26 protein-coding genes and 1 tRNA gene are annotated in these 25,620 nt (G+C 57.7%); 21 read left to right on the plus strand and 6 right to left on the minus strand.

The annotated features are described in order from the left end of the window. Positions 1 to 155: 155 nt before the first annotated feature. From AAFX04_02230 to AAFX04_02245, 4 genes are read left to right on the plus strand one after another with little or no spacing between them, the layout of a single operon-like run. The gene (locus AAFX04_02230) at positions 156 to 1,691 is read left to right on the plus strand and encodes an acyl-CoA synthetase (protein MEO1044239.1); all 1,536 of its coding nucleotides are present in this window, start codon (positions 156 to 158) and stop codon (positions 1,689 to 1,691) included. Further along, positions 1,688 to 2,233, plus strand: a complete 546-nt coding sequence (locus AAFX04_02235) for an N-acetyltransferase (GenBank protein MEO1044240.1) — start codon at positions 1,688 to 1,690, stop codon at positions 2,231 to 2,233. The genes AAFX04_02230 and AAFX04_02235 overlap by 4 nt, the downstream gene beginning before the upstream one ends. Beyond that, entirely contained in the window at positions 2,230 to 3,522 is a 1,293-nt protein-coding gene (locus AAFX04_02240; protein MEO1044241.1) for a cytochrome P450, read from the plus strand. Before AAFX04_02235 ends, AAFX04_02240 begins: the two co-directional genes overlap by 4 nt. A gap of 21 nt (positions 3,523 to 3,543) precedes the next feature. Beyond that, complete coding sequence (locus tag AAFX04_02245; protein MEO1044242.1) at positions 3,544 to 4,974, plus strand: aldehyde dehydrogenase family protein; 1,431 nt, start codon at positions 3,544 to 3,546, stop codon at positions 4,972 to 4,974. A gap of 387 nt (positions 4,975 to 5,361) precedes the next feature. Here the strand turns inward: AAFX04_02245 and AAFX04_02250 are convergent, their stop codons facing one another. Then, entirely contained in the window at positions 5,362 to 5,739 is a 378-nt protein-coding gene (locus AAFX04_02250) for a helix-turn-helix domain-containing protein (GenBank protein MEO1044243.1), read from the minus strand. 117 nt (positions 5,740 to 5,856) lie between these two features. Here AAFX04_02250 and AAFX04_02255 point away from each other — a divergent pair, with 117 nt between their 5' ends. The 8 genes from AAFX04_02255 to AAFX04_02290 all read left to right on the plus strand — a co-directional run bounded on the left by AAFX04_02255 (position 5,857) and on the right by AAFX04_02290 (position 13,501). Further along, on the plus strand, positions 5,857 to 6,462 hold the full coding sequence (locus AAFX04_02255) for an NAD(P)H-dependent oxidoreductase (GenBank protein MEO1044244.1): 606 nt from the start codon (positions 5,857 to 5,859) through the stop codon (positions 6,460 to 6,462). Further along, positions 6,455 to 7,174, plus strand: a complete 720-nt coding sequence (locus AAFX04_02260) for a glutathione binding-like protein (protein MEO1044245.1) — start codon at positions 6,455 to 6,457, stop codon at positions 7,172 to 7,174. Before AAFX04_02255 ends, AAFX04_02260 begins: the two co-directional genes overlap by 8 nt. 388 nt (positions 7,175 to 7,562) lie before the next feature. Beyond that, positions 7,563 to 8,945 (plus strand): jacalin-like lectin, encoded by a 1,383-nt coding sequence (locus tag AAFX04_02265; protein ID MEO1044246.1) that lies wholly within the window; start codon positions 7,563 to 7,565, stop codon positions 8,943 to 8,945. 217 nt (positions 8,946 to 9,162) lie between these two features. Beyond that, on the plus strand, positions 9,163 to 10,335 hold the full coding sequence (locus AAFX04_02270) for an acetyl-CoA C-acetyltransferase (GenBank protein ID MEO1044247.1): 1,173 nt from the start codon (positions 9,163 to 9,165) through the stop codon (positions 10,333 to 10,335). Between the two features lie 99 nt (positions 10,336 to 10,434). Next, a complete protein-coding gene (locus AAFX04_02275) occupies positions 10,435 to 11,217 on the plus strand; it encodes an SDR family NAD(P)-dependent oxidoreductase (GenBank protein ID MEO1044248.1) in 783 nt (260 codons plus the stop codon). A gap of 114 nt (positions 11,218 to 11,331) precedes the next feature. Further along, positions 11,332 to 12,201 carry a crotonase/enoyl-CoA hydratase family protein gene (locus tag AAFX04_02280; protein MEO1044249.1) on the plus strand — a complete coding sequence of 290 codons (870 nt, stop codon included), beginning with the start codon at positions 11,332 to 11,334 and terminating at the stop codon, positions 12,199 to 12,201. A gap of 12 nt (positions 12,202 to 12,213) precedes the next feature. After that, the gene (locus AAFX04_02285; protein ID MEO1044250.1) at positions 12,214 to 12,882 is read left to right on the plus strand and encodes a TetR family transcriptional regulator; all 669 of its coding nucleotides are present in this window, start codon (positions 12,214 to 12,216) and stop codon (positions 12,880 to 12,882) included. Positions 12,883 to 13,036: 154 nt separating this feature from the next. Next, positions 13,037 to 13,501 (plus strand): hypothetical protein, encoded by a 465-nt coding sequence (locus AAFX04_02290; protein MEO1044251.1) that lies wholly within the window; start codon positions 13,037 to 13,039, stop codon positions 13,499 to 13,501. 33 nt (positions 13,502 to 13,534) lie between these two features. Here AAFX04_02290 and AAFX04_02295 read toward each other — a convergent pair whose 3' ends face one another. Next, entirely contained in the window at positions 13,535 to 13,927 is a 393-nt protein-coding gene (locus tag AAFX04_02295) for a DUF2147 domain-containing protein (GenBank protein ID MEO1044252.1), read from the minus strand. A gap of 161 nt (positions 13,928 to 14,088) precedes the next feature. On the opposite strand from AAFX04_02295, the gene AAFX04_02300 reads away from it, so the two are divergent. From AAFX04_02300 to AAFX04_02310, 3 genes are read left to right on the plus strand one after another with little or no spacing between them, the layout of a single operon-like run. After that, the gene (locus AAFX04_02300; GenBank protein ID MEO1044253.1) at positions 14,089 to 15,297 is read left to right on the plus strand and encodes a parallel beta-helix domain-containing protein; all 1,209 of its coding nucleotides are present in this window, start codon (positions 14,089 to 14,091) and stop codon (positions 15,295 to 15,297) included. Next, positions 15,294 to 16,361 carry an SO2930 family diheme c-type cytochrome gene (locus AAFX04_02305; GenBank protein MEO1044254.1) on the plus strand — a complete coding sequence of 356 codons (1,068 nt, stop codon included), beginning with the start codon at positions 15,294 to 15,296 and terminating at the stop codon, positions 16,359 to 16,361. Before AAFX04_02300 ends, AAFX04_02305 begins: the two co-directional genes overlap by 4 nt. Further along, positions 16,358 to 17,230: an S-methyl-5'-thioadenosine phosphorylase gene (locus AAFX04_02310; GenBank protein ID MEO1044255.1), complete on the plus strand. Its 873-nt coding sequence runs from the start codon at positions 16,358 to 16,360 to the stop codon at positions 17,228 to 17,230. Before AAFX04_02305 ends, AAFX04_02310 begins: the two co-directional genes overlap by 4 nt. Positions 17,231 to 17,240: 10 nt before the next feature. Here the strand turns inward: AAFX04_02310 and AAFX04_02315 are convergent, their stop codons facing one another. Then, a complete protein-coding gene (locus AAFX04_02315; GenBank protein ID MEO1044256.1) occupies positions 17,241 to 17,900 on the minus strand; it encodes a TetR/AcrR family transcriptional regulator in 660 nt (219 codons plus the stop codon). Between the two features lie 110 nt (positions 17,901 to 18,010). On the opposite strand from AAFX04_02315, the gene AAFX04_02320 reads away from it, so the two are divergent. Then, complete coding sequence (locus AAFX04_02320) at positions 18,011 to 19,486, plus strand: GMC family oxidoreductase N-terminal domain-containing protein (GenBank protein ID MEO1044257.1); 1,476 nt, start codon at positions 18,011 to 18,013, stop codon at positions 19,484 to 19,486. A gap of 13 nt (positions 19,487 to 19,499) precedes the next feature. After that, complete coding sequence (locus AAFX04_02325) at positions 19,500 to 20,294, plus strand: SDR family oxidoreductase (GenBank protein MEO1044258.1); 795 nt, start codon at positions 19,500 to 19,502, stop codon at positions 20,292 to 20,294. Positions 20,295 to 20,334: 40 nt separating this feature from the next. On the opposite strand, the gene AAFX04_02330 is transcribed toward AAFX04_02325, so the two are convergent. Then, positions 20,335 to 20,874, minus strand: coding sequence for a hypothetical protein (locus tag AAFX04_02330; GenBank protein MEO1044259.1), 540 nt, complete (start codon positions 20,872 to 20,874; stop codon positions 20,335 to 20,337). A gap of 357 nt (positions 20,875 to 21,231) precedes the next feature. Here AAFX04_02330 and AAFX04_02335 point away from each other — a divergent pair, with 357 nt between their 5' ends. Both AAFX04_02335 and AAFX04_02340 read left to right on the plus strand, forming a co-directional pair. Then, on the plus strand, positions 21,232 to 22,716 hold the full coding sequence (locus tag AAFX04_02335; GenBank protein ID MEO1044260.1) for a radical SAM protein: 1,485 nt from the start codon (positions 21,232 to 21,234) through the stop codon (positions 22,714 to 22,716). A gap of 27 nt (positions 22,717 to 22,743) precedes the next feature. Further along, complete coding sequence (locus AAFX04_02340) at positions 22,744 to 23,067, plus strand: hypothetical protein (protein MEO1044261.1); 324 nt, start codon at positions 22,744 to 22,746, stop codon at positions 23,065 to 23,067. A 331-nt stretch (positions 23,068 to 23,398) separates the two neighbouring features. On the opposite strand, the gene AAFX04_02345 is transcribed toward AAFX04_02340, so the two are convergent. Beyond that, a tRNA-Arg gene (locus AAFX04_02345) sits at positions 23,399 to 23,475 on the minus strand. 72 nt (positions 23,476 to 23,547) lie between these two features. Between AAFX04_02345 and AAFX04_02350 the strand changes: the two genes are divergently transcribed. Both AAFX04_02350 and AAFX04_02355 read left to right on the plus strand, forming a co-directional pair. Next, positions 23,548 to 24,390 (plus strand): queuosine precursor transporter, encoded by an 843-nt coding sequence (locus tag AAFX04_02350; GenBank protein ID MEO1044262.1) that lies wholly within the window; start codon positions 23,548 to 23,550, stop codon positions 24,388 to 24,390. A 15-nt stretch (positions 24,391 to 24,405) separates the two neighbouring features. Further along, entirely contained in the window at positions 24,406 to 24,792 is a 387-nt protein-coding gene (locus AAFX04_02355; protein ID MEO1044263.1) for a hypothetical protein, read from the plus strand. Here the strand turns inward: AAFX04_02355 and AAFX04_02360 are convergent. Continuing rightward, positions 24,768 to 25,619 carry a hypothetical protein gene (locus AAFX04_02360; GenBank protein MEO1044264.1) on the minus strand — a complete coding sequence of 284 codons (852 nt, stop codon included), beginning with the start codon at positions 25,617 to 25,619 and terminating at the stop codon, positions 24,768 to 24,770. The two genes, AAFX04_02355 and AAFX04_02360, sit on opposite strands and share 25 nt — an antisense overlap. Position 25,620: the final 1 nt, after the last annotated feature.

Genomic DNA, 25,620 nt, shown 5'->3' on the forward strand with positions numbered 1-25,620 from the left:
TCGGCCCCTTTTTTCATGGTTATCGGTCCGGCCTATGCCGTCACGGGGACAGGCGCATAATGGCATTGATTTAATCGCGTGATTAAACAATGATTGCAGCATAACAATATAGATGAGAATCGGCACCATAAGCCGGACATATATGGGAGACGCAAATGCATCCTTCGGTGCATGCCGATGCGCAGGGTGACAAGCCGGCGCTGATCATGGCGGGTAGCGGCGAGACTGTGACCTATAGCCAGCTTGACCGCCGGTCCAACCGGGTGGCGCATCTGTTCCGTTCGCGCGGACTGGAGATTGGCGACACCATTGCCATCTGCATGGAGAATCAGGCGCATTATTTCGATATTGTCTGGGGCGCGCAGCGATCGGGGCTGGTCTATGTCGCCATTTCGAACCGCCTCACAGCACCGGAGATCGCCTATATCCTGGAAGACAGTGGCGCCAGGCTGCTGGTGACCTCGACGGCCATAGGGCCTGTGCTCGATGAGGTGAAGCAGCTCGCGCCCGATGTCGAGCAGCTGATATTCGGAGCGGAGGGCGATGGCGAAGCCGATGCGGTGTTCCGTACCATGCCCGATGTGCCGATTGCCGATGAACGCGCCGGTATGGACATGCTCTATTCCTCAGGGACTACCGGACGGCCCAAGGGTATCCGTCTGCCGCTGCCCGAAGACCCTGCCATCGCCGGGACCAATGCGTTGGTCATGCTCGCTATCGGTGCCTTCGGGCTGAGCGGGGACAGTGTTTATCTGTCGCCGGCGCCGCTTTATCATGCGGCACCGCTGCGCTGGTGTATGACAATCCACAAGCTGGGCGGAACGGTCGTGGTGATGGAGAAGTTCGACCCTGAAGAGGCATTGCAGCTGATCGAGAAATATCAGGTAACCGACAGCCAGTGGGTGCCGACACATTTTGTCCGCATGCTCAAGCTGCCCGAAGACGTGCGCGGCAAATATGACGTCTCGACGATGCGTTGTGCGGTGCATGCCGCTGCGCCCTGTCCGGTGCCGATCAAGCAGGCGATGATCGACTGGTGGGGGCCGGTTCTCTATGAATATTATGCGGGTACCGAGGGCAATGGCTTTACCTTTCTCAACAGCGAGGACTGGCTGGCGCATAAGGGCTCGGTCGGCAAGTCGCTGCTCGGTACCATCCGCATTTGCGATGAAGAAGGCGATGAAGTCCCGGTCGGCGAGGAGGGACAGATATTCTTCGAAGGCGGTGGTGCCTTCAAATACCATAACGACCCGGAAAAGACGAAGAGCGCGGCCAACAAGCACGGCTGGACCTCACTCGGCGATGTCGGAAAGGTTGATGAGGAGGGCTATCTCTATCTCACTGACCGCAAGAGCTTCATGATCATTTCCGGCGGGGTGAATATCTATCCGCAGGAAATCGAGAATCTGCTGGTGACGCATGACAAGGTTGCCGATGCCGCGGTGATCGGCGCGCCCGATCCGGACTTTGGCGAAAAGGTGGTCGCCGTGGTGCAACCACTCAATCCGGCGCATGCCGGGGATGCGCTGGCTAATGAATTGCACGCCTTTATGGCGGAGAGTCTGTCGCGGGTGAAAATGCCCAAGCAGATCGATTTCCGAGAGGAACTGCCGCGCCATGCCACTGGCAAGCTCTACAAGCGGCTGCTGCGCGATGAATATTGGGGCAAGACGGACAGCCGCATCGTATGAGCGGGCTGGCGGCCATTGACCTCGCCATTCGCCCCGAACAGCCGGGCGACAAAGCCGCCATATATGATCTTACGCAACGGGCCTTTGCCACCATGCCCTATGCCGATGGCAATGAGCAGGATCTGGTCGATGCCCTGCGTGATGGGGGAGCACTGGCTCTGTCGCTGGTTGCCGAGCAGTCGGGTCAGCTGGTCGGGCATGTCGCCTTCTCGCCAGCCATTGCCGCTGACGGCAGTGGTGGCTGGTATGCGCTGGGGCCGGTCTCGGTTACGCCTCCGTTGCAGAATCAAGGCATTGGCAGCCGTCTGATCAACCGGGGATTGGACATATTGCGCAGCCGCGATGCTGCCGGTTGTGTGTTGGTAGGTGCACCCGAATATTACCGGCGTTTTGGTTTTGCGCCGGCACCCGAAAACTGTCCCGAGCAGGAGCCTGCAGAATATTATCAGCTGCGGCCCATGGGCCGTTCGGCGCCTCAGGGGATTATCGACTTTCACCCGCTATTCTACGCCGGACAAGGCGGGGAAGGAGAAGCATCATGACCGCCAGTGGACCTACCATTCCAGAAGAACATGCCGAGGCGGTGCTGCTGCCTGAAACCTATGCCGATTGGGGCAGTGCGCTCGATCATTTCGACTGGCTGCGCGAAAACATGCCGGTGGGACGGGTGGTCGCCAGCGATAACAGTTTCGATCCGTTCTGGCTGGTCACACGCTATGATGATGTGATGCGTATCTCCAAGGACAATGCCGGATTTCTCAACAATCCGCGTCCCGTGGTGTTTGCCAGCAAGAAGATGACCGAATTTTCGCGCAAGGCTACGGGCAGCAACATGCTGGTCGACTCGCTGGTGGTGTTCGACGCGCCGGTCCACATGAAATACCGCAAGCTGACCCAGCAATGGTTCATGCCCAAAAATCTCGGCACGCTGGAGGCCGAGATCACCGCCCTGGCCAAAAGGACGGTGGACAGGCTGGTCGAAAAGGGCCCCGAAGTCGATTTCGTCAAACAGGTTGCCGCGCCCTACCCGCTGCATGTGGTGATGCAGATATTGGGTGTGCCGGAAGAGGATGAAGAACGGATGCTGTTCCTCACCCAGCAGATGTTCGGCGGCCAGGATGAGGATTTGTCGGGCAGCGGCATGGCCAATATGACCGAGGAGCAGATTATCCAGATCGTCTCCGGATCGGTCACCGCGTTTGAAGCCTATTTTGCTCAGGTCACCGCCGCAAAGCGCGCCAATCCGACCGATGATGTCGCCAGCGTGATTGCCAATGCCAAAGTCGATGGCGAGCCGCTGGGCGACCGCGAAATGGCGGGCTATTACATCATCGTCGCCACCGCCGGGCATGACACCACTTCCGCCTCGACCGCCGGTGCGATGCAGGCCTTGGCCCAAGATCCGGAGCAATGGGCGCGGGTGAGGGAAGACCGGTCGCTGCTTCCCGGCATTGTCGAAGAGGCGATCCGCTGGACCACGCCGGTGCAGCACTTCATGCGCACGGCAGCAGAGGATTGCGAGATTGGCGGTGTTCCCATTGCCAAGGGCGACTGGCTGATGATCAACTATGTTGCCGCCAATCACGACCCGGCGGTTTTCGACGATCCGCGCAGTTTCGATGCGGCACGCTCACCCAATCGCCATCTCGCCTTTGGCGCCGGTGCGCATCAGTGTCTCGGCCTGCATCTGGCCAGGCTGGAGATGCGGATATTGTTTAACGAATTGCTCGACCGTATAGAGACTCTGGAACTGGCGGGTAAACCGCAACGGGCCAAGTCGATCTTTGTCGGTGGCCTGAAGACATTACCGCTCAAAATTACCGCAAGCTGAAATTCCCCAAGGAGAGAGACAATGACAACACTCTATAAAAATCTGATCAATGGCGAGATGGTCTCCACCGACACCACGCTCGAAGTGCTCAACCCGGCCAATGAGGAAGTCATTGGTTTGGTGCCCAGCTGTGGTGCCGCAGAGCTCGACCAGGCTGTCGCCGCCGCGCGCGCGGCTTTCAAGAGCTGGTCGAAAACCCCGATTGAGGAGCGTCAGAAGGTGGTCCAGGGCATTTCCAAAACCATCAGCGACAATATGGATGAGCTGTTCCGCCTGCTCACCAGCGAGCAGGGCAAGCCGCATGCGCAGGCGCAACAGGAAATTGGCGGTGCCGCTGCCATGTCGGGCGCACAGGCGATGCTGACGCTGGAAGACGAGATCAACGAGGATAATGACACCCGCCTGTCGCGCACCCGCCGCGTGCCCGTCGGCGTGGTTGGCGGCATCGTGCCGTGGAACTTCCCGGTGATGATGGCGGTGCAGAAAATCGCTCCGGCGCTGGTGGCAGGCTGCACCATCGTGCTCAAGCCGTCGCCGTTCACCCCACTGGCGACACTGCGTCTGGCGGAACTGATCAAGGATGTGGTGCCTGCCGGTGTGGTCAACATCATCACCGGCGAGGACAGCCTCGGCCCGCTGATCACCGAGCATCCCGATATCGACAAGATCACCTTCACCGGCTCCACCGCGACCGGCAAGAAGATCATGGAGGGCGCGTCGAAAGACCTGAAGCGTATCACGCTGGAACTGGGCGGCAATGACGCTTCGATCGTGCTGCCCGATGCCGATGTTGCCAAGGTCGCCGAACAGCTTTTCTGGTCGAGCTTCACCAATGCCGGACAGGTCTGTATCGCCGCCAAGCGCATCTATATCCATGAGGATATCTATGATGATCTCTCCGCCGCGATTGCCGAATATGCCAAGCATGTGAAGGTCGGCGATGGCAGCGAGCAGGGCACAGCGGTTGGCCCAATCCAGAACAAGAAACAATATGAGCGGGTGCTCGAGCTGATTCAGGACGCCAAGGACAATGGCTATAAATTCCTGGTTGGCGAGGAAGGTGCTGACCCGTCAGGCACCGGCTATTATGTGCCGATCACTATTCTCGACAATCCGCCCGAAGACGCGCGCATCGTTGCCGAGGAGCAGTTCGGCCCGGTGATGCCGCTGATGAAATTCTCCACCGTCGATGAAGCCATTGAACGCGCCAATGCGAGCGAATATGGCCTGGCCGGTGCGGTCTGGACCTCGGATGCCGATAAAGGCGTCGAAGTCGCCGAACAGATGGAAACCGGCACTGTCTGGGTGAATGAATTTATGCACCTCTCACCCTTTGTGCCGTTTGGTGGCCACAAGCAATCGGGCTTTGGCGCCGAATATGGCAAGGAAGGCCTGCTGGAATTTACCTATCCGCAGGTAATAACGGTGAAGCGCGAAGCGGTTGGAGCCTGACCGTCCAGGCTGCACGGCAAAACCGATCCAACACGAAAGGTCACAGTGAGGTCTATGGCTTCACTGTGACCTGATCTGCATGAGCTTTGGCTGGCTTTGCTGCCAGTCCGGGAATTAGCTTGTCGGACGGGTTATGGAATCCGCATTGGGTCCATATATGGAAAACGCAATATCATCGGTTGCGCTATTCAACTCGACAAGCTCGGGCCTTGACCAGACCTGCTGTTCATATGGCCCGGCGACAGTATGTCGTGGAGTCTTTTTGCTTTCGATAGGCTTCATCTTTGACAATCCCGATTTTCGATAAGCGATTTCAATAGCATAAATCAGGGCTATCGCAAGGCCCGGCCATAATATGACGGTCAGCATGCCCGTTGCGGCTCTTTCTTAGCTGTCTTCTGCAAGGATATCCTGTGGCAGGCTGTCGCTCCATGCGCGCAGCTGGGCGAGAAAGACCAGAGCCGTCTCGCCAAAGCTGGTCAGCGAATATTCCACCGACACAGGTGAGGTCTCCAGAACCTCGCGCCGGACCAGACCTTCCCTCTCCAGATGCCGCAGGCGCTCGGTGATCATCTTCTTGCTGGCGCCGCTCATCATGCGGGCAATATCATTGAAGCGCACCGGCCCGTCCCTGAGATGCCACAGGATAGAGCCAGTCCATTTGCCGCCGATAATCCGCATGCCCCGTTCGATGGAACAGGGTTGGTAGCAGGGGTTTTCTACCTGTCGGCGTCCTCTCTCATCCTCAACTATTCTGGCGCGCATGGAAGTCACTCTTTATAGGTTACCAAAAGTATACTGGTTGCAAATCGTAATCTGCTTGCAGACATTAGCGGCCAAAGTGATTCCGTCAAGAAACCCCAACAGCAAAGGCACAGCAGGATGCGCAACATTTTCATTATCAATGGGCACCAGCCTTATCCCTTTTCAAAGGGCGCACTGAACGCAGCGATGATCGAAAGGGCACAGACATTCCTGTCCGCGCAAGGCCATGACATCCGCATCACCCATGTCGCAGAGACATACGATGTCGAGCAGGAAATCGCCAACCACCAATGGGCCGATGCGGTGCTGATGCAGTTCCCGGTCAACTGGATGGGCGTTTCCTGGTCGTTCAAGAAATATATGGATGACGTCTACTCGGCTGGCATGGATGGCCGGCTATGCGCCGGAGACGGTCGCACGACAGAAAGCCCCAAGGCCAATTATGGCACAGGCGGAACGCTGACCGGCACCCATTATATGATTTCTGCAACACTCAATGCGCCTGCAGAAGCGTTTGACGACCCGACGGAACCGTTTTTTGCAGGCATGTCGCTCGATGATCTGCTGCGACCCGTGCATCTCAATGCGAAGTTTTTCGACATGACTCCACTGCCCACATTTGCCGCTTTCGATGTCATGAAAAATCCCGATATCGAAAATGACTTCAAGCGCTTTGACGCGCATCTCGCTGACATTTTTGCAAGGGAGACGATCAATGGCTGAGGCTGATATCCATCTTTATACCGCCGCCACGATGAACGGGTACAAGCCGGTCATTTTCCTGGAAGAAGCCGAAATTCCCTATGACCTGACTTTTATCGACTTTGCCAAAAAGGAGCAAAAGGCCGCAGACTATATGCAGCTCAATCCCAATGGCCGGATTCCGACCATTGTTGATCGTTCCAATGGTGATTTTGCGGTTTTCGAAAGCGGAGCAATCCTCTGGTATCTGGCCGAGAAATACGGCAGATTCCTGCCGGAAGACGCCAATGCGAAATCGGAAGTGCTGCAATGGCTGATGTTCCAGATGGGCGGCATCGGCCCGATGATGGGCCAGGCGATGTATTTTCAGCGTATCGCCGCGCCCAATGGGCATGAGGAGCCATTTTCTATCAAGCGCTATGTCGATGAGACCCGGCGTCTGCTGGAAGTGCTCGACACCCGTCTTGCAGGGCGCGAATGGCTGGCTGCTGATCAGTACAGCATCGCCGACATGGCAACCTACCCCTGGGCACGTGCCTATGTCTGGGCAAAGGTCTCGGTTGATGGTCTCGATAATCTGAAAGGCTGGTTTGACCGCATTGACGCGCGGCCTATGGTGCAAAGGGCACTGACCATCCCCAAAGCGCAACCGGTCTTTTGGGGGCAGGCTGATGACAGCGAATTCCTCAAGGAAAATGCCGCGCGTTTCGCCTCTGATGTAAAGCGGGACTGATCGACAATCATCGAAAAGCTGACAGCCCGAGCACTATAGCCTCCCTTGCATGGCTGTCATTTTGTCACAGAATCTGCAGGGCAACATTTTTCAAAGATAAAATATAAAAAATCCGGTCCTAAATAATAGGACTGATTAATTCACGATTATCAATACTCATAGACACTGAATAACCCAAATATGATATATGTCTGAGTTCTATAACGACTCACAAAACATATTGTCATATAGGAGTAATAATATGGAAAAAGATGCAGTGTCAGATACGGCTCAACCGCTTGCTGCGGGTCCCGTCGCATCATTATTTGATGGATATGACAAAATTGGTGGTAGCCTCCGGTCTTCGGCGACATCGGGAGAAACCAAAACCGGGGGCGCTTCTTCAAAAGTGAATGTTTCGGTTACTGAAGGCGTTGTCGAGCTTAGTCAGGCGCTGCAAATCGATCAGTCACTGTCAGTGGACTATGCAGGCATCGCCAAGGTCGACCAGAAGATGCAATTTGTGCGCAAGCAGAAGGCAACCAGCACCAGCATCAATATTGTGGTATATGCCCGACACGAAAATGCCTCGCGTTCGGCACGCAACCCGAAAATGACGGTCGATACCCAGGATATGAAGGTGGCGGACTTTGTCGATGCCTATGGCGATTCCTATATCGAGTCCGTCGACGAAGGCGGTGAATATTATGCTGTCTATACCTTCTTTACCGAAACCAAGAGCGAGCAGACCGCACTGAAAGCGTCACTCAAGGCCAGCGGGATATATTCCGGTGTCAGCGCGTCGGGCTCGCTGGAAATCGCGATAGACAATTTCGTCAAGACGACAAACACCGCATGGACATTCGATCAGGAGATTTCTGGCATCCAGAATCCTGTCCTGCCGACGCGCGATACCATGGTCGATTTTGCGATCAAATTTCCTTCGATCCCGCTTGATGCACCCGTAGTGATCGGCATGACGACTACGGGATATGAACATGTCCCCGACCTCGACCCCGAGTTCAAAGAGAAATTTGCAATAATCATCAAAAATCGCCGCTATTTTGTCGGCAGCCGGATCGATGGTGGCCTTACCGAGCCTCTGGTCAAAATTGCCTCGCTGCAGAATTCGGTCGCGGTGCTCGAAGAAATCTACGGCACTTATGGCTATGATGGCGACACCGGATTGAGAGAATTTCGCGATCTTCTGGAAGAAAACCGCAAAGCTATCAGTGCCCAGTTCGTTGCGTATGAGGACGATCCGGTACAGGATTTCACACCGCCCGATCTGCCTTCACTCGACAAGGGCACACCAGTGCTCACCTTCGATAAGGGGACGTCCGCTCTCTGGGGCGGCGGCGGTGGCGGACCGTTTGATTTCCCGCCGATCCAGGAGAGCCTGCGCAATCGCCAGACACTGAGGGTGATACGCCTCCGTTCGGGCAGCGAGATCGATGCCATCACGCTCGGCTATCGCGACATGCATGGCGATCTGGCGGCCCAGAAACATGGCGGCGGCGGCGGCAGCGACCAGAATGCCCTGAGCTTCGATCCAGGAGAATTTGTTACCCAGGTTGATGTGCGCAGCGGTCGTCGTATCGACAATCTCAAGATCACCACCAATCGCGGCGCATCGACCCAAGGCGGCGGCGGTGGTGGAGGCCCGCATACATGGTCGGTTCCTGATGGTGCGGTTGTCCTCGGCTTTCAGGGACGCAGCGGTGCGAGGCTGGATGCAATCCAGGTGGTTTATGCTGCACTGAAGCCAGCTGAGTTCAGGCCCAATAGCTGATTGCCTCACCGTAACGTCGAGCAAGAAAAGGGAGGCGCTGTGCCTCCCTTTTTCCGTCTCGCAACCATCTTCTGTATCTGAGCGCGAAAATGCGCTGGTCGGCCACACCATCCACCCTCCCTGCTATCGAGGAAGGACTTTGGCGTTTATCGTTGACCCCTCCTTATCCGCAGTTTAATCGTTCGATTAAATCCACGATCATATGAGGAGAGTCTTGATGGCAGAAGCCTATATTGTCGATGCCGTGCGCACCGCTGGCGGGCGACGCGGAGGCCGGCTGGCCGGGGTACATCCGGTGGATCTGGGCGCAGCAGTGTTCGATGCAATTGGCGAGCGCAACGACTTTGATACCAAGGCGATCGATGATGTGATCACCGGCTGTGTCATGCAGGGCGGGCAGCAAACCATGGATGTGGGCCGCAATGCGGTGCTGGCTTCCAATCTGCCCGATTCGATCCCCGCCGTGACGATTGACCGGCAATGCGGTTCGTCGCAGCAATCGATCCAGTTTGCCGCACAGGCGGTGATGTCCGGCACGCAGGATGTGGTGCTGGCCAGTGGCATTGAGAGCATGACCCGCGTGCCCATGGGCTCGACTGCGGCGCTGTTTATGAAAGAGGGCCTGGGCAATTATAAGTCGGAGCGGCTGGAAGAGGCTTATCCCGGCGTGATGTTCAGCCAGTTCGATGGCGCGGAAATGATCGCTGCAAAATATGGCCAGACCAAAGATGATCTCGATGCCTATTCGCTCGAAAGCCATAAGCGTGCGGCGAAAGCAGCCGAAAGCGGCGCATTCGACAATGAGATTGTCCCGGTCAAGGTCGAAACTCCTGAAGGTGAGGAGATGCACAGGGTTGATGAAGGCATCCGCTTTGATGCCTCGCTCGAAGGCATATCCGGGGTCAAGACGATCAAGGAAGATGGCTATATTTCGGCGGCCAATGCCAGCCAGATTTGTGATGGTGCTTCGGCGGTGCTGGTGGTGAGTGAGCAGGCGCTGAAAGATCATGGCCTGACACCGCGTGCGCGCATCCATAACCTCGCTGTGACCGGCGGCGATCCGGTAATCATGCTTGAAGAACCGCTTTTCGCGACGGACCGCGCGCTGGAGCGGGCGGGGATGAATATCGACGATATTGATCTGTATGAAGTCAATGAGGCCTTTGCCCCGGTGCCACTGGCATGGATGAAGCATACCGGTGGTCAGCATGATAAGCTCAACGTCAATGGTGGCGCGATTGCGCTTGGCCACCCGCTCGGTGCTTCGGGCACCAAGCTGATGGCGACCCTGCTCAACGCACTGGAGGCACGTGGCGGTAAATATGGCCTGCAAACCATGTGTGAAGGTGGCGGTCAGGCCAATGTCACGATTATCGAGCGGCTGGGATAAGCCTCCGAAAGCGTTCGGGCTGAGCGTGTCGAAGCCCTGCTTTTCTTTTCAAAATAAATACAGCCCTTCGACAAGCTCAGGGCGAAGGGAGTAATGAATATGGAACTCAATAATAGCATTTCAGCCGTCATCACCGGCGGCGCATCTGGCCTTGGCGCAGCCACCGCAAAACGCCTCGCCGAAAAAGGCGTTAAGGTCGCACTGTTCGATCTCAACGAAGAAAAGGGCGAGGCACTGGCGGCTGAGCTCGGTGGAACATTCTGCAAGGTTAATGTCACTGAAGAAGACAGTGTCGACGCCGGTTTTGAAAAGGCCCGCGCCGCCAATGGCCAGGAGCGTATCCTTGTGAATTGTGCGGGTATCGGCAATGCGATCAAGACCGCCAGCCGCTCCAAGGAAGATGGTTCGATCAAGCATTTCCCGCTTGATGCATTCAACTTCGTAATCCAGGTCAATCTGGTCGGGACCTTCCGCTGCATTGCCAAATCGGCAGCGGGCATGCTGACGCTCGATCCGCTCGAAGGCGGCGATCGTGGCGCAATGGTCAACACCGCATCGGTCGCGGCTGAAGATGGCCAGATTGGTCAGGCGGCTTATTCCGCATCCAAGGGTGGCGTGGTTGGCATGACCTTGCCGATTGCGCGCGATCTGGCGCGAGAGGGCATCCGCGTCAACACTATCTTGCCGGGTATTTTTGATACACCGCTGCTCGCCGGTGCGCCGCAAAATGTCCGCGATGCACTTGGCGCGATGGTGCCGCATCCGCCGCGTCTGGGCATTCCCGATGAATATGCCAGGCTGGCACTGTGCATGATCGAGACCGGCTATTTCAATGGCGAGGATGTCCGGCTCGACGGTGCTATCCGCATGGCACCGCGGTGATCTTGTTTTTGTACGTCATTGCGAGGAACGCAGTGACGAAGCAATCCAGGGTAAGATCATAATCGCTCTGGATTGCCGCGCTCCCTTTGGTCGCTCGCAATGACGGAGTAATAAATGACCGACTACACCCAGATTCTCTATTCGGTTGCCGATGGCATTGCGACCATCACGCTCAATCGCCCGGACAAGATGAACGCCTATACCGGCACAATGCAGCAGGAAATGTGTGCCGCCTTTGATGCTGCCGATGCCGATGATGCGGTACGGGTGGTGATCGTAACCGGCGAAGGCAGAGCCTTTTGTGCCGGTGCCGATCTTACTCCCGATGACGGACGTCAGGTCTTTGCCAGCAGCGAAGAAGTACCCGATCTCTCGGATGAGCGCGTTCGCGATGGCGGTGGGCGGCTGACGCTGCGGATATTCCAGTGCAAAAAACCGGTCATTGCGGCGGTCAATGGTGCGGCGGTCGGCATCGGTGCGACGATGCAACTGGCGATGGATATCCGACTGGCCAGCGAAAAGGCGAAATTCGGTTTCGTCTTTGCCCGGCGCGGCATCGTCCCCGAAGCGGCGTCGAGCTGGTTCCTGCCGCGGCTGGTGGGCGTGCAGCAGGCAATGGAATGGTGCATGACCGGTCGGGTCTTCGATGCCGGGGAAGCGCTGGCCGGCGGGCTTGTGCGTTCGATCCATGCGCCCGATGATCTGCTTCCTGCCGCCTATGCACTGGCACGCGAAATTGCCGATAATACCGCGCCTGTTTCGGTAGCGTTGACACGGGCAATGTTGTGGCGGCTGTCCGCAGCCGAGCATCCAATGATGGCACACCGGATCGACAGCCGCGCCATCTTCACCCGTGCCCGTTCGGCCGATGCGAAGGAGGGTATTGCCAGCTTTCTTGAAAAACGTGCCGCCAGCTATCCCGACAAGGTGTCGACAGATTTGCCCAGTTTCTTTCCCTGGTGGGAAGAACCTGACTATAAGTGATAGCCAGCACCTATGAGCAAGAACGCACCCCAGCCCGACGCGGCCAACAGCAACAGCGCCGACAGCGACAGCGGCAATGCGCGCGAGCAACTGCTCGAAGCGGCGGGCGCGATCATGCGCGAGGGTGATACCGTCGATATCTCATTGAGCGAATTGTCACTGCGTTCGGGGCTGAACAGCGCGCTGGTCAAATATTATTTCGGCAACAAACAGGGCCTGATGCTGGCACTGCTTGATCGCGACATGCGGCGTATTCTCGCCAGCCTTGAGGCACTGCTTGCCAAGGATATGTCACCGGATGACAAGATGCGGCTGCATATCCGCGCCACCATTTCGACCTATTATGACTATCCCTATCTCAATCGCCTGCTGATGCGGCTGGTGCGCGATGCCTCTCCCGAGGACGCCGGCAAGATTGCCGATGAGTATCTGCGCCCGCTTTCCGAGACCTATGACGCGCTGATCCGTGATGGTGTCGAGCAGGGCGTGTTTCGCGATATCGATCCGCAGCTCTTCTATTTCACCGTCACTGGCTCGGCCGACCGCTTTTTCTCGGCGCGACTGGTGCTGCGGCACTGTTTCAACCAGGACAATCTCACCGAAACGATGCGCGATGCCTATGCCGACCAGACCGTCGAGATCATCATGCGCGGGATCATGATCGAAGCACAACAGCACTGAATCACGGCGCGCAGGTGCCTGAGATGGGACCCTGCAGGAACAGCAAAAAGTTCGGAAAAACCCCTTAATCGCAAATCCGTCAGGCCGTTACTGCGTCTATGGATAGCTGTTGGCCGCCGCTGTTGGCAGGCTCGGCAAGATGAGGGCGGATTGTGTGACCGGTATATTCTCCGAACTGGATCAGCAGAAGATACAGCAGTCGATTCCGGGTGAGCTTGGCCAGGCGGCCAAGGCGCTGTCCGACGGTTTGCAGGCGGGTGATTTGGCTGCTGTGCGTGCAGCCCATGCCGATGTGCGCCGCCATTATGCGGTGCTGCGGCAAGATAGTGGCTGGATGCGGGATCGCGATGCGGCAAGCCGCTTGCGGAAGCTGATCGAGTTGCTGAGCAGGGCTGATCGCTTCCTTATCGAAAGCGGATCCAGACCGCGACCGGAAAGCCGCCCGGACGAAGCCGCTGGCGATGACGCAATGGCGCAGCACGGATCCCAGCCGATAGGGAATGGTGATCGGCCAACTTCCGAGATCAGCCAGCTCGCAGTCAGGACCCGTGCGTTACAGAATATCAGGCGTGAACTCGCGGCCTATCGCCGAACCACCTTCAAACGCCAGGCCGGGTGACAGGCTGCAACGTCGGCTACAGGTCCTGCACCTCTAGCGGGCGCGGGTCCAATATTGGGTCTGGCAGAAGGGGCCGATACACCCCTGGACCTTCAATTTGCCGTTTTTGAGCAGCGTCAGCACCGAGCGATAATCCTTGCCGCTCTTCGGATCATAAATTCGACCACGCCATTTTGTATCGTCGGGACGAAAACCGGTCAGCACCGGTAGCCCCAATACCGGGCGCGAACGCAATTTGGGGTTGGGATTGTTGACATCTTTCTGATTGTCGTCAGGCGTTTGCACCAATATCCGTCTGATCTTGCCGCACACAGTCTTACCGCACTGGCTGATCACAATAATCGCGTCCTTTTCTGCGGTCAGCCAGCGACCATTGACGCTGGCCGGTCGCGCCCAGAGCGGTGATGCCAGTGTTGCGGCCAGCATTATGGCAAGCAATATTCGTGTCGGCGATAACATCGTGTCAATTCTCCGGAATCGTGATGGCTAACGATTGTGATGGCATTGCATCTGCGACCGAATTGCGCGATGCATACCAGACAGTTCGCAAGACATACATATAAGATTACGGCGGGAGGACATATTCGATGAAATACCCTTATCTGGCAGCTTTGCTGTGCCCTGCATCACTGGCGGTGATGGCGGCTCCGGCCGTGGCAGAGACCCACAGCGTTTCACCCGGTGCCGATGTCCAGGAAAAGTTGCAGGAAGCCCTTATCCTCGCCGAGCCCGGTGATGAGATTGTTCTTGAAGCGGGCACCTATGCTCTGACCGATGGACTGTCGCTCGACGTCGATAACGTCACTGTGCGCGGTGCCGGAGCTGACAAGACCATTCTCGATTTCTCCGGGCAGCAGGGCAGTGGCGAGGGGCTGCTGGTGACGTCGGACAATGTGGTGCTGCGCGATTTCGCGGTGCAGGACAGTCGTGGCGACGGGATCAAGTCCAAGGGCGCCGACAATATCGTCTATTATCAGCTGCGCGTCGAATGGACCGGCGGACCGAAAGAGACCAATGGCGCCTATGGTGTCTATCCGGTGGAATCCGAAAATGTGCTGGTAGACTCGGTGCGTGTTACCGGTGCCTCGGATGCCGGCATCTATGTCGGCCAGTCGCGCAACATCATCGTGCGCAACAGCCATGTCGACTATAATGTTGCGGGCATCGAGATCGAGAACAGCTTCAATGCCGATGTCCATGACAATCTCGCCGAGAAGAATACCGGCGGCATATTGGTGTTCGATCTGCCCAACCTGCCGCAGCAGGGTGGGCATAATGTCCGGATTTTCGACAATATGCTGCGCGACAACAACACCCCGAATTTCGCCCCGGCAGGCAATATTGTCGCCAGCGTGCCCAGCGGATCGGCGATCATGGTGATGGCCAATCGTGATGTCGAGATTTTCGACAACCGCATGGAGGATCACGGCACCGCCAATGTGATCATCGTCGGCTATCAGCAGCCCTATGACGATGCCAATTATCAGCCGCTGGCAACGAATATCCGGCTCGCCGACAACAGCCATGGCAAGGCTGGCTATGCGCCGGGCTTTCCGGGTGGAGATGTTCTAGCAGGGGCCATGGGCGGTGCTCTGCCGCCAATCGTCTGGGACGGTACCGGGACCGGTATCGCGTCTGCCGATCCGGTACCCGCGCTGACCCTTGGTCTCAGCAGCCCGGACCAGCCGATTACCGAGGCCCAGCCAAGCCTGGCCGATCTGAGCGGGGCCAGCGCCGAGATGACGGTCAAGCCGGTGGTCATGCCCACTGCCATGGAGGCTCTGGTCGGGCAATGATGCGACTGCTTGTCGGACTGTCGGGGCTGGCACTGATCGCGGCCTATGCGCCTGTGGCAATGGGCCCGGTGCAGGATGCGGCGATTGTCGAAAAGGGCTTTCCCAAAAAGCTCTCCGACTACGGGTTTTTCGCCGACCTGCCAAAACAGGTCCCGGTGGACAGCGTCCGCCCCTATACGCTCAATGCCGCGCTGTTCTCCGACAAGGCGGAGAAGCGGCGTTTCCTCTATGTACCTGAGGGGCAGCCAGTATCCTTTGCCGAACGTGACGGACTGCTCGAGCTTCCCGTGGGCAGCGCGCTGATAAAGACCTTCGGCTATGACAATGCCGATGGCGTGTTCGAGCCGATCGAGACCCGGTTGTTGCTGCACCGCGCCGATGGCTGGCTGGCCCTGCCCTATATCTGGGACGCGGATGGTATGGATGCGACGTTGAAGGTAACCGGTGGCCGGTTCGATATCGATGCTCCGGTCGGACCCGCTGGAGCGCGGCAGATATTCACCTATTCGGTGCCCAATAAAAACCAGTGCAAGGGCTGTCACGAGCGTGATGGCGAGGTCACACCAATCGGGCCCAAGCTGCGCAATCTCGACAATGGCATGGCTGATGAGAGCAACCAGATTGGCCGCTGGCAACAGGCCGGACTATTGCCCGATATATTGCCTGATTATCCGGTGATGCCACGCTTCGATAGCGACAGTGCGCCGATCGGTACGCGCGCGCGCGCCTATCTCGATATCAATTGCGCCCATTGTCATAACCGCCAGGGTCCGGCGAGCAATTCCGGCCTCTATCTCAGCTATCAGGAAAGCGATAACACCGCTCTGGGGCTATACAAGCGTCCGGTCGCCGCCGGTCGTGGCAGCGGCGGGCACGAATTTGCCGTACATCCGGGGCATCCCGACAGCTCGATCATGCTCTATCGCATGAGCACTACCGAACCCGGCATTGCCATGCCCGAACTCGGTCGCAGTATGAATGACGAGCAGGGCGTGGCGCTGATCCGCGAATGGATTGCCAGCCTGGAACCTGCCCGCGGCGCTATCAGCAAGGATGATTTATGAGCGAATGGACAATCGGAGTCATTGGTGGCTCCGGCCTTTACGCCGTTGATGGCCTGGAAAATGTACAGGAAATCGCGGTGGAAAGTCCCTTTGGCGAACCATCGGCGCCGCTGGTTATCGGCGAAATGGAAGGACACCGCTTCGTTTTTCTGCCGCGTCATGGCGCTGGCCACCGGATCACACCGACTGAACTCAATGCGCGTGCCAATATCGACGTGCTGAAACGTGCTGGATGCACCGATATTGTCGCCATTTCCGCTATCGGTTCCTTGCGTGAGGAATTGCCGCCGGGGCAATTTGTGATTGCTGACCAGTTTATCGACCGTACCCGACAGCGGGCCTCGACTTTCTTTACCAGCGGCATGGTGGCGCATGTCTCGATGGCCGATCCGGTCTGCCCGCGGCTTTCCGCGCAAGTGGGAGAGGCGGCGCGCAAAGCAGGTGCGAATGTCACTGAAGGCGGCACCTATTTGGCGATGGAAGGTCCGCAATTTTCCAGCCGCGCCGAGAGCCATCTCTATCGCAGCTGGGGCGCGGATGTCATTGGCATGACGGCAATGCCCGAGGCCAAGCTGGCGCGCGAGGCGGAGCTGCCCTATGCGCTGGTCGGGATGGTTACCGATTATGACTGCTGGCGCGAGAATGAGGCACCGGTCGAGGTGGATTCGGTGATTGCGCAGATGCATGCCAATGCGGCCAATGCGCGCCAGATGCTGCACCATCTGGCACAGGCGTTGCCACAGCAGCGCGCTACCAGCCCGATCGACACCTGTCTCGACTATGCGATGATTACCGCCCCCGATGCGCGCGATCCTGAGGTGCTGGCAAGGCTGGATGCGGTCGCGGGTCGGGTGCTGGACAAAGCGTAACAGACCTCGGTCAGGGCGCCATATTCCCGGCCATCCTCTGCGTCAGAGCGTGTTGCAACGCCGCCTGCAACTGCTCTCGGGCCGAGGTTTTCAGAAACGGGGAGAGGATGGCGATGTGATGTTCAATGCCGCGCTTTTGATCGGCCCATCCTGTCTGCTCTAGCCCCTCCAGTTCGCGCAGATGATCGATCCAGTAGCGGCTGACGATCCACAGCGATCTGGCCAGTGTCTCGATATTATCGTCATGGCCCGCCAGGAACAGTCCCGCTTCGTGCATGCGCTTCAGCAAAATGAGGAGTTCGCCATAATCTGCGGTCAGTTCGGAATCGGGCCGCCGTCCGATCGGTTCGCCAGCATAGTGGATGCGATCGCGCATCAGGAACCGGTAACGCCATGTCAGCTCCATGCCGAACAGGAGATGTTCGGCATAGTCATCAGCTACGGTTCCGGGGTTAAGCCTGTTGCGGCGGTCCTTCATCAGCTGCAGCGCATCATTTTCCAGCGTCATGGCAAGATCGCGTTTGGTCGGAAAGTGATAGGTCAGATTACCCTGTGACATGCCGAGCGAAGCGGCAATTTCCGTCACCGAAGTGGCGCTATAACCACGGGCATTAAACATCTTCAGGCTGGCTTCCAATATGCGGTTTGCGGTGGCGGAGCGCTGTTTCATTGGCGATGGTTTCCCAGAGGATGGTGGTTGGTGCGGGTCGGGGTTGCAAAATTAGTATATAATACCTATTTCTAGGTAATGCTACCTATTCAGTGATTCGGGATTGATCCATGACTGACACAGCAAGCCGGCATATTGTCATTATCGGCGGCGGCACCGCAGGGTCGGTGCTGGCCGCGCGCCTCAGCGAAAACCCGGAAATGCAGGTCACCCTGCTGGAGGCTGGGCCTGACGAAGCGGCCTATGATGGCTCGGTCTATGATCCGGCGCGCGCGCCTGAAGCCTGGTTGGGCGTATGCCCCATTGCCCGCACGCTGATGCATAGCGAGACCAATGTCATTCCCATTCTGCAGGGGCGCATGCTGGGCGGCACATCCGCGGTCAATGGCCTTGCCACGTTGCGCGGATTGCCCGAGGATTATGATGGCTGGGCCGCCTCGGGGCTTAATGGCTGGGGCTGGGAAGATGTGGTCGATACCTTCAAGGCGGCCGAGACCGACACGGATTTCGGCGCCGCTGCGCTTCACGGCGATCACGGGCCGCTGACGGTGCGCCGCTGGCGGCGCAAGGAAATGAGCCATGCGCAGATCGCCTTTCTCGACGGAATGATCGAAGCGGGCGCCGATGTCGTCGCCGATATCAATGATCCTGGCCAGTTGCCCGGTATCGGCGTGTTCCCGGTCACCGTGGATGCCGAGGGCAATCGCCTGACGACCAGCCTTGCTTATCTGACGCCCGAAGTCAGGCAGCGCGATAACCTCACCATCCGTACGGAAAGCCCGGTTTCCGCTGTTCATATCGAGGACCAGCAGGCAGCAGGGGTGACGCTGGCAAATGGGGAGGATATTGCAGCCGATGAGGTCGTGGTCTCGGTCGGTGCCTTATGGTCACCGGTGTTGCTGATGCGCTCGGGCATCGGCCCGGCAGAGCATCTGGCCGATCATGATATTGCGGTGAAGGCTGATTTGCCGGTTGGGGAAACATTGCATGACCATCTCGGCCCGGGCGTACCCTATCGCCATCAAGGGCCACGCGGCGGCACTGCCGGTCCGGCGCAATCGCTCTATATCGGTGCCTCCAATGGCCATGACGTCGATTATCACCTGTTCCCGATAGCGCCGCCCATTGGCGATGGCCCGACCGACTTCAACATGGGTGCATTTCTGTTGCGGTCATCGGGCAGGGGCAAGGTGAAGCTCGGTGATACGCCCGATGCCGACCCCGTCGTCACCGCGCCGCCACTGCCGGATGATGGCATCGACCGGCTGCGCCACGCATTCCGTCAGCTCGCCGCCTGGGAAAAGTCCCCGGCATTTCGGGAGTCCGGCTGCGAACCGCATATTCCCTATGACCTGACAAAGGACGATGCGGTAGAGGCCGCCATCGCCCGGGGTCTGATCAGCTATGGCCATATGACGAGCAGCTGCCCCATGGGTTCGGTGCTCGATGCCGATTGCTGTGTCCTCGGCATTGACGGGCTGCGCGTGGTCGATGCCTCGGTGATGCCGACCATTCCCTCGGGCAACACCTATCTCGGCTGTGTGATGATCGCCGAGAGAGTCGCCCGCAAGATGAAAGCACAATGACAGGAGAGAAGGCATGGATCTTCAGATACAGGGCAAGAAAGCGATCATGGCCGGTGGCAGCGCTGGTATGGGGCGGGCAACGGCGGAGCGGCTGGCCGAGGCCGGGGCCGATCTGGTTATCACCGCGCGGCGAGAAGAGCGGCTGGTCAAGGCAGCGCAGGAGATCGCCGAGAAATATGGCACCAGCGTCGAGCCGGTCGTTGCTGATTCCTCGACCGAAGAGGGGCGCGCAGCGCTGTTCGACGCCTGTCCCGATCCCGACATATTGGCGATCACCATCAAGCCACCCGCACCCAATGGGGATTTCCTGCAGGTCACGCCCGATATGTGGCGCGATTCCATCGAGACCGCGCTGATCGGCCCGATAGAGATTATGCGCCACTATATTCCGGTGATGAAGGACAAGGGCTGGGGCCGCATCGTCAATATCGCCACATTCTCGGCCAAGAATCCGATGATCTGGCGGCTATTGTCCGGCCCGGCACGCTCCGCGCTGCTCAACTATACCGCCAGCGTCTCGCGCGAAATCGCGCAGCACGGCGTAGTGCTCAACAATTTGCTGCCCGGCATGTTCCAGACCGAAGGTGCAAACGAGATTATGGGGCAATATGCTGCGGCCTTCGGGCTCGAGCCGGACCCTGCCGTCATCCGTGAGCATTTTCTCGCCAATAACCGGATTCCAACAGGCTTTGCCGGTCAGGCGGATGACCTTGCACCCATGGCCGCGTTTCTCTGCAGCGAACTGGCGCGTTTCATCGTCGGCCAGAATATCGTCATCGACGGCGGCCAGCATAACGCGATATTCTGATGGGTAATTGGCACACCCGACGATATTCTGTCCCATAGTCTCAGGCTAGACCGGGCAGAGCAGACAAGGACAGCGCCGCAACGGCCAGAAAGTTCATCAGACCACACAAAAAAACGAATTTGTAAAAGGCGCGGCACAATATTGGATTGAACCAGTTCCATTTGGCCTTGACGCCATAGGTTGCGACGCCATCGACCAGGGTAAAGCTGGCCAATGCTATCAGCAACGGCCAGATAGTGTGTGAGATGAGCGCCAAGGTGGCGAGCATCCTGGTGCCGATATGGATCAGGCTGGCGCTTGACCGCTCGACCAGAAAGATGTTCCTGACCCAGGCCGAACGTCTGGCACCGCGTTGCCATGCGGCTATCCTGGCCTCCTGGTCGTCATCGGGATACCAGATTCCCATTGCCAGCAAATAGGCCAGCTCGGCAATGGCTGCGCCCAGTCCGGCCCAAGCACCGCCCGTCAGGCTATTCGGAGATGCCAGAAGCGCAGCGGTGATGAGGAAAAAACCCAGTTCGAAAACACCCGATATGGCTCCCCATGTCGCGCATCCCCAACGGCCTGCATCGGATAGCATTCTGTAAACAGCTGTTTTGGATAAAGCTATTTTGAGGAACACTGCGATGCACCATGAAAGCGCACCAATAGCAAGTGCGGTCAGCATGTTGACGTTCCGGCTGCAGAAGACATGCATAGTTGGAGCTTGCATCGGTAACAAGCAGAGAATGCTCTATTCATGCGTTCATCCAAGATCATAAGGCTTTGATTTACAGCAAATTTCATTAAATCATTAAAATATGTTAATATAAGTGAATATACCGAGTCTTTTTGCTTAATCCATTATGTTGTTTGTATTCTGGAGATAGAGATGAAGGTAGTCCTGTTCGCACCGCCAATAATGGATCAAGTTGCAGGAGAGCTCGTTCCGATAGGAATGGATGCGCACAGGGAATGTCCCCCTTATGGCATGTATCTGTTGACTGCAGCGCTGCGCGAAGAGGGCCATGACGTTATTTTCGTCGATCTTATCGCCGAAGGCACAAATAGTATCGCATCCTATTTGCCCGAGCTTGAAGATGCTGATCTGGTAGGAATAGGCGCTACCTCCATGTCCTGGCCGACAGCGGTTACGTTGATCGAGCAGATTCGCAGGGTGAATCTCGACCTTCCGATCGTGCTGGGCGGCATCCATCCGACGATGTTCGACAAATATATACTGCGCGCTTTTCCGGTCGAATTTATCGTAAGGGGTGAAGGCGAGATCGCCATTTGCCGGCTAGTGGATGCCCTTGGCGGCAAGATATCGCTGTCCGAGGTTCCCAACCTGTCGTGGAAAGACGATGAAGGTTGCGTCGTCAGAAACACGATCAAGACCCTTATTCCCAAAGAACAGCTGCCGGAGTTTCCAGTCCCCGACTATAGCAGCCTGCCCGACAACATCTATTATGCGCTGTCTATCGAGTCATCCCGCGGCTGTGCTTTTGACTGTTCGTTCTGCTCGACATCCTATCGCCGTACCTGGCGGGGAATGGACTCCGAACGCTTTGTCGATCGGCTTGAGGAAATTCTGCCCTTTTGCGATCTGACCGAGGGCGGTGTGGTCCATATCATCGACGATGAGTTTTCGATGAATGTCAAAAGGGCGACCGAGATCGCCAGGATCATCGACCGCCGGGGTATTTCTCCGGGACTGGTGTTCGATTCGCGTGCCAATGACCTGCTCAATGAAGACTATGTCGAAGCGATCGCCCCTTTCACGTCCCAATTTCTCGTCGGGGCTGAGTGCGGCTATGATGACGGGCTCAAGCTGATCGGCAAGGGAACGACTTGCGAAAAGCTCGACAAGGCTGCGTCGATCCTGAAAAAATTCGGGATCGCGGATCGTGCGGACTTTTCCTTCGTGCTCGGCCTGCCCTGGGAGACGCGGGAGGAAATCGAGAAAACGATCCTGTTCGCCACGGGTCTGCACGCCAAATACGGCGTCCGGATTTTGCTGCAATGGTATTGCCAGATACCGGGATCAAAGCTTTGGGACGAGGCACATGCCAATGGAATAGTGACCGAAGCGATGTATGACGAATTTGGTTTCTTCGGCAATTATTATCTTTTCCAGTCTGGAGTGAAGATACCGGCAAAGGAGATCTATGAAATCTCGGACAAGGTGTCCGCGTTGCTGATGCTTGCCCGGGCGCAGCATCCGGGCAAGAAGATGATAGAATATGCCTTTCCCGAGGCGGTGGCGAAATATTTTCCAAGATTGCTTGAATCCATCGAGGATAACGGTCTGGCAAGCCTCAGGGAAGTTGCCGGTCCAGGCTCCAAAGCTGCAGCGCAATATCGTGAGCCCGTGAAGCAGTCTGCCGCCGAACCCCCGGTAAAGGTCGGGATTCCATTACGCCATTTCGAAGGGTTGCAATGAGTGTCGCTTTGTTGATGGGAGGAAGAAATGCAGGAAATACAGAAAAGTGAACAAGCCTATGTCGAAGGGATGCAGAAAATATTTTCTGATCCGGAAACGCGCAAGGCATTGGAGGAAGATCCGGAAGGTACGCTGGAGCGACTGGGCTTCGACCTGGATGACCGTGCCCGAAAAGAGCTGCGCAAGGGCCCTGTTGATGCAGAGCTGAGCGTGGCTGCGGTGCCTGCAGTTCTGGTCCGTGTAGCGACAAATGGAACACGTCCGGCAGTATCGGTGGTGGTGCGGTCTTCCACCGTGTCGGCGACCCGCGGGCGTTCTGCAGAAATACTCGATGCCGATCTGGATGACTGATATTCAGGCGATATTCCTGACTTGCGACCGGAACGATTTATAGGCTCCTGGAGGTTGCACCATGTCGCATAGGAGAAGCTATTGCCTCTCCTCCTGATATCCTGAGCAAGACCGGTCACTTCCCGGTTTGTGCAGGACTGGCTGTCGCGCCTTATTGGCGCGAAGCCAGGCTGGAGGATGCCAGCGGTCGGCTTTTGAGAGTCAAACGAATGGTGACGCTTCGAGGCTGACCAGTCTCGAACTTGAAAGGTTCGCAAGCGCGACCGCGCGTCCGCAGCAGCCCCGAAGCGGAGCGAAGGGAATGGCTGCAATGGCTGCGAGGATTAAAAAATGGCGCGCCCGGCAGGACTCGAACCTGCTGCCTCAAGATTAGAAGTCTCGCGCTCTATCCAGATGAGCTACGGGCGCGCATAATGCCATTGCATTGCGCCGCTTCATAGCCATGTTTGCGCTTGTGGCAAACTGCGATATGGCGCTCTGATGCATGACAACCTCTCCGATAGCGGCGCACAGTCGCAGGCGCGACTGGGCGGGGCGGCGCTGGCCGACCACCATTTCCGCTATTATGACTTTGTCATGGCGGCGTTTGTCGCCATCCTGCTGCTGTCCAATATCATCGGCGCGGCCAAGCTGACCTATGTCGACATCGCCATCTGGCCCGACGGCTGGTGGCCTGCGCCCGATGGCACCTTCATCTATGGTGCCGGTATTTTGTTCTTCCCGCTGGGCTATGTCATCGGCGACGTGCTGACCGAGATTTACGGCTTTGCCCGCGCTCGTCGCGTCATCTGGACTGGCTTTGCCGCGATGCTCTTTCTCGCCTTTATGAGCTGGGTCGTGGTTGGCCTGCCCGCTTTCGATGGCTGGGCCTGTGCCGCCAGCGACAGTCTGCGCATGGCGGATGCCCCCGATGCGGTGACCGGCTCCATCTGCCAGCAAACCTATGAATCGGTGTTCGGCAGCACCTGGCGCATTGTTCTCGCCTCGATCACCGCCTTCTGGGCCGGGGAGTTCGTCAACAGCTATGTCATGGCGCGGATGAAGGTCTGGACGCAGGGCAGGGCGCTATGGACCCGCACCATAGGCTCGACCGTAGTGGGGCAGGGCGTCGACAGTCTGATCTTCTATCCGGTCGCCTTTCTCGGCATCTGGACCACCGATGCGGTGATCACGGTAATGGTCACCAACTGGCTGCTGAAGGTTGTCTGGGAGGCGGTGCTGACACCGGTGACCTATTGGGTCGTCGGCACGCTGAAACGCGCCGAGGGTGTCGATGTCTATGATGAAGGTACCGATTTCACCCCGTTTCGTGCCGATGTCTGATCGCAGGCCCGTCATATGATCCTTTCGACCATGTTGGCGCATCTCGGCCCGTTTCAGGAGTCCAAGGTGTGGATCGAGGATATGACCGGGCTCGACAAGATGCAGTTGCATATTGTCGTCGGGCTGCTGGCCTTTGTGCTGGTGCTGGCGGCGCAGCGCAAGCCGCGATCATGGCTGCCGCTTGTCGTGGCTCTTTTTGTCGCTCTGCTCGGCGAGATACTCGATATCTATGAACTGATCGCAGTGCGTGGCTGGGGCTGGGGCGATATTTACTGGCCCTGGCACTGGGAGGATATTGTTGCCACAGCCGGCCTGCCGCTGTTGTTGTTCATCCTGTTGCGCGCCTTTTATCGGCCCGGCAGCGGGCGGCTCGCCGGTCAGGATGGCGCAAGCAGGAAATAGTCGCGCGCCGGTGTGACAATGACATCGTCACGCTCAGCCAGTTGGCGCAGGATCCAGTATTTGTGAAAGCCGCCATAGGTGATCAGCACGCGCTTGCCCTGCCCCGAGACAGCATCGAGTTCGGCAGCAATATTGGCCCAGTGTCCGCGGTTGATCGCTTCCCACCCGCCGGCACCGATTTCAGGATCGAAATAGCGGATATAGGGCTGGTAGCGAGCCTCGACCGCAACGTCATATTCGGTAGTGTGAATGTAAAGCGGGTCGGAACCACGGCCATCCAGTGTTGCACGGAACTGCGCCTGCGATACTTGCCAGGCGGCCCATTGGTCGGCGCGATCGGGATCGGCTTCTATGGTTTGCAGCTTTGCGCGGCGCGATGCGGCGATCTCCGGCGTCCAGGCGGCGGTGCCCTTCATGGCGAAGCCCAGCTCTGCCTGAAGCGGGATGATGACATCGGTATATTCCGGGAAGGCGCGGGTGCGCTGTTCGGTGACGCGGCCGGTGTCGCGCCAGGATTGCAGCGCTGCATCGATGCGGTCAGGGGGGATTTCGGTGAGGACTAGGTCGGGAGCGATGGCACGAACGACAGTTTCTATGCGGCTGAGCGGATAGTTGCGGGCGGTGCGGTGACCGCCGTGGATCATGCCGATTATGATGACTTCGGTCTTGCCGCCGCGCTGCGCGGCGGGGATGCCCGGCTGGGCTGTCCGGCTGTCCTGGGTGGCGCCGCCGGTTCCGCATGCTGTGAGGGGAAACAGTGCGAGGAAAACGGTCAGTAGCGCGAAAAGATTTTTGGGGAAGTGTCTGGTTCTAAGTTGGTGTGTCATC

This window comes from Pseudomonadota bacterium (genome assembly GCA_039818985.1).
GTDB lineage: Bacteria > Pseudomonadota > Alphaproteobacteria > Sphingomonadales > Sphingomonadaceae > Alterisphingorhabdus.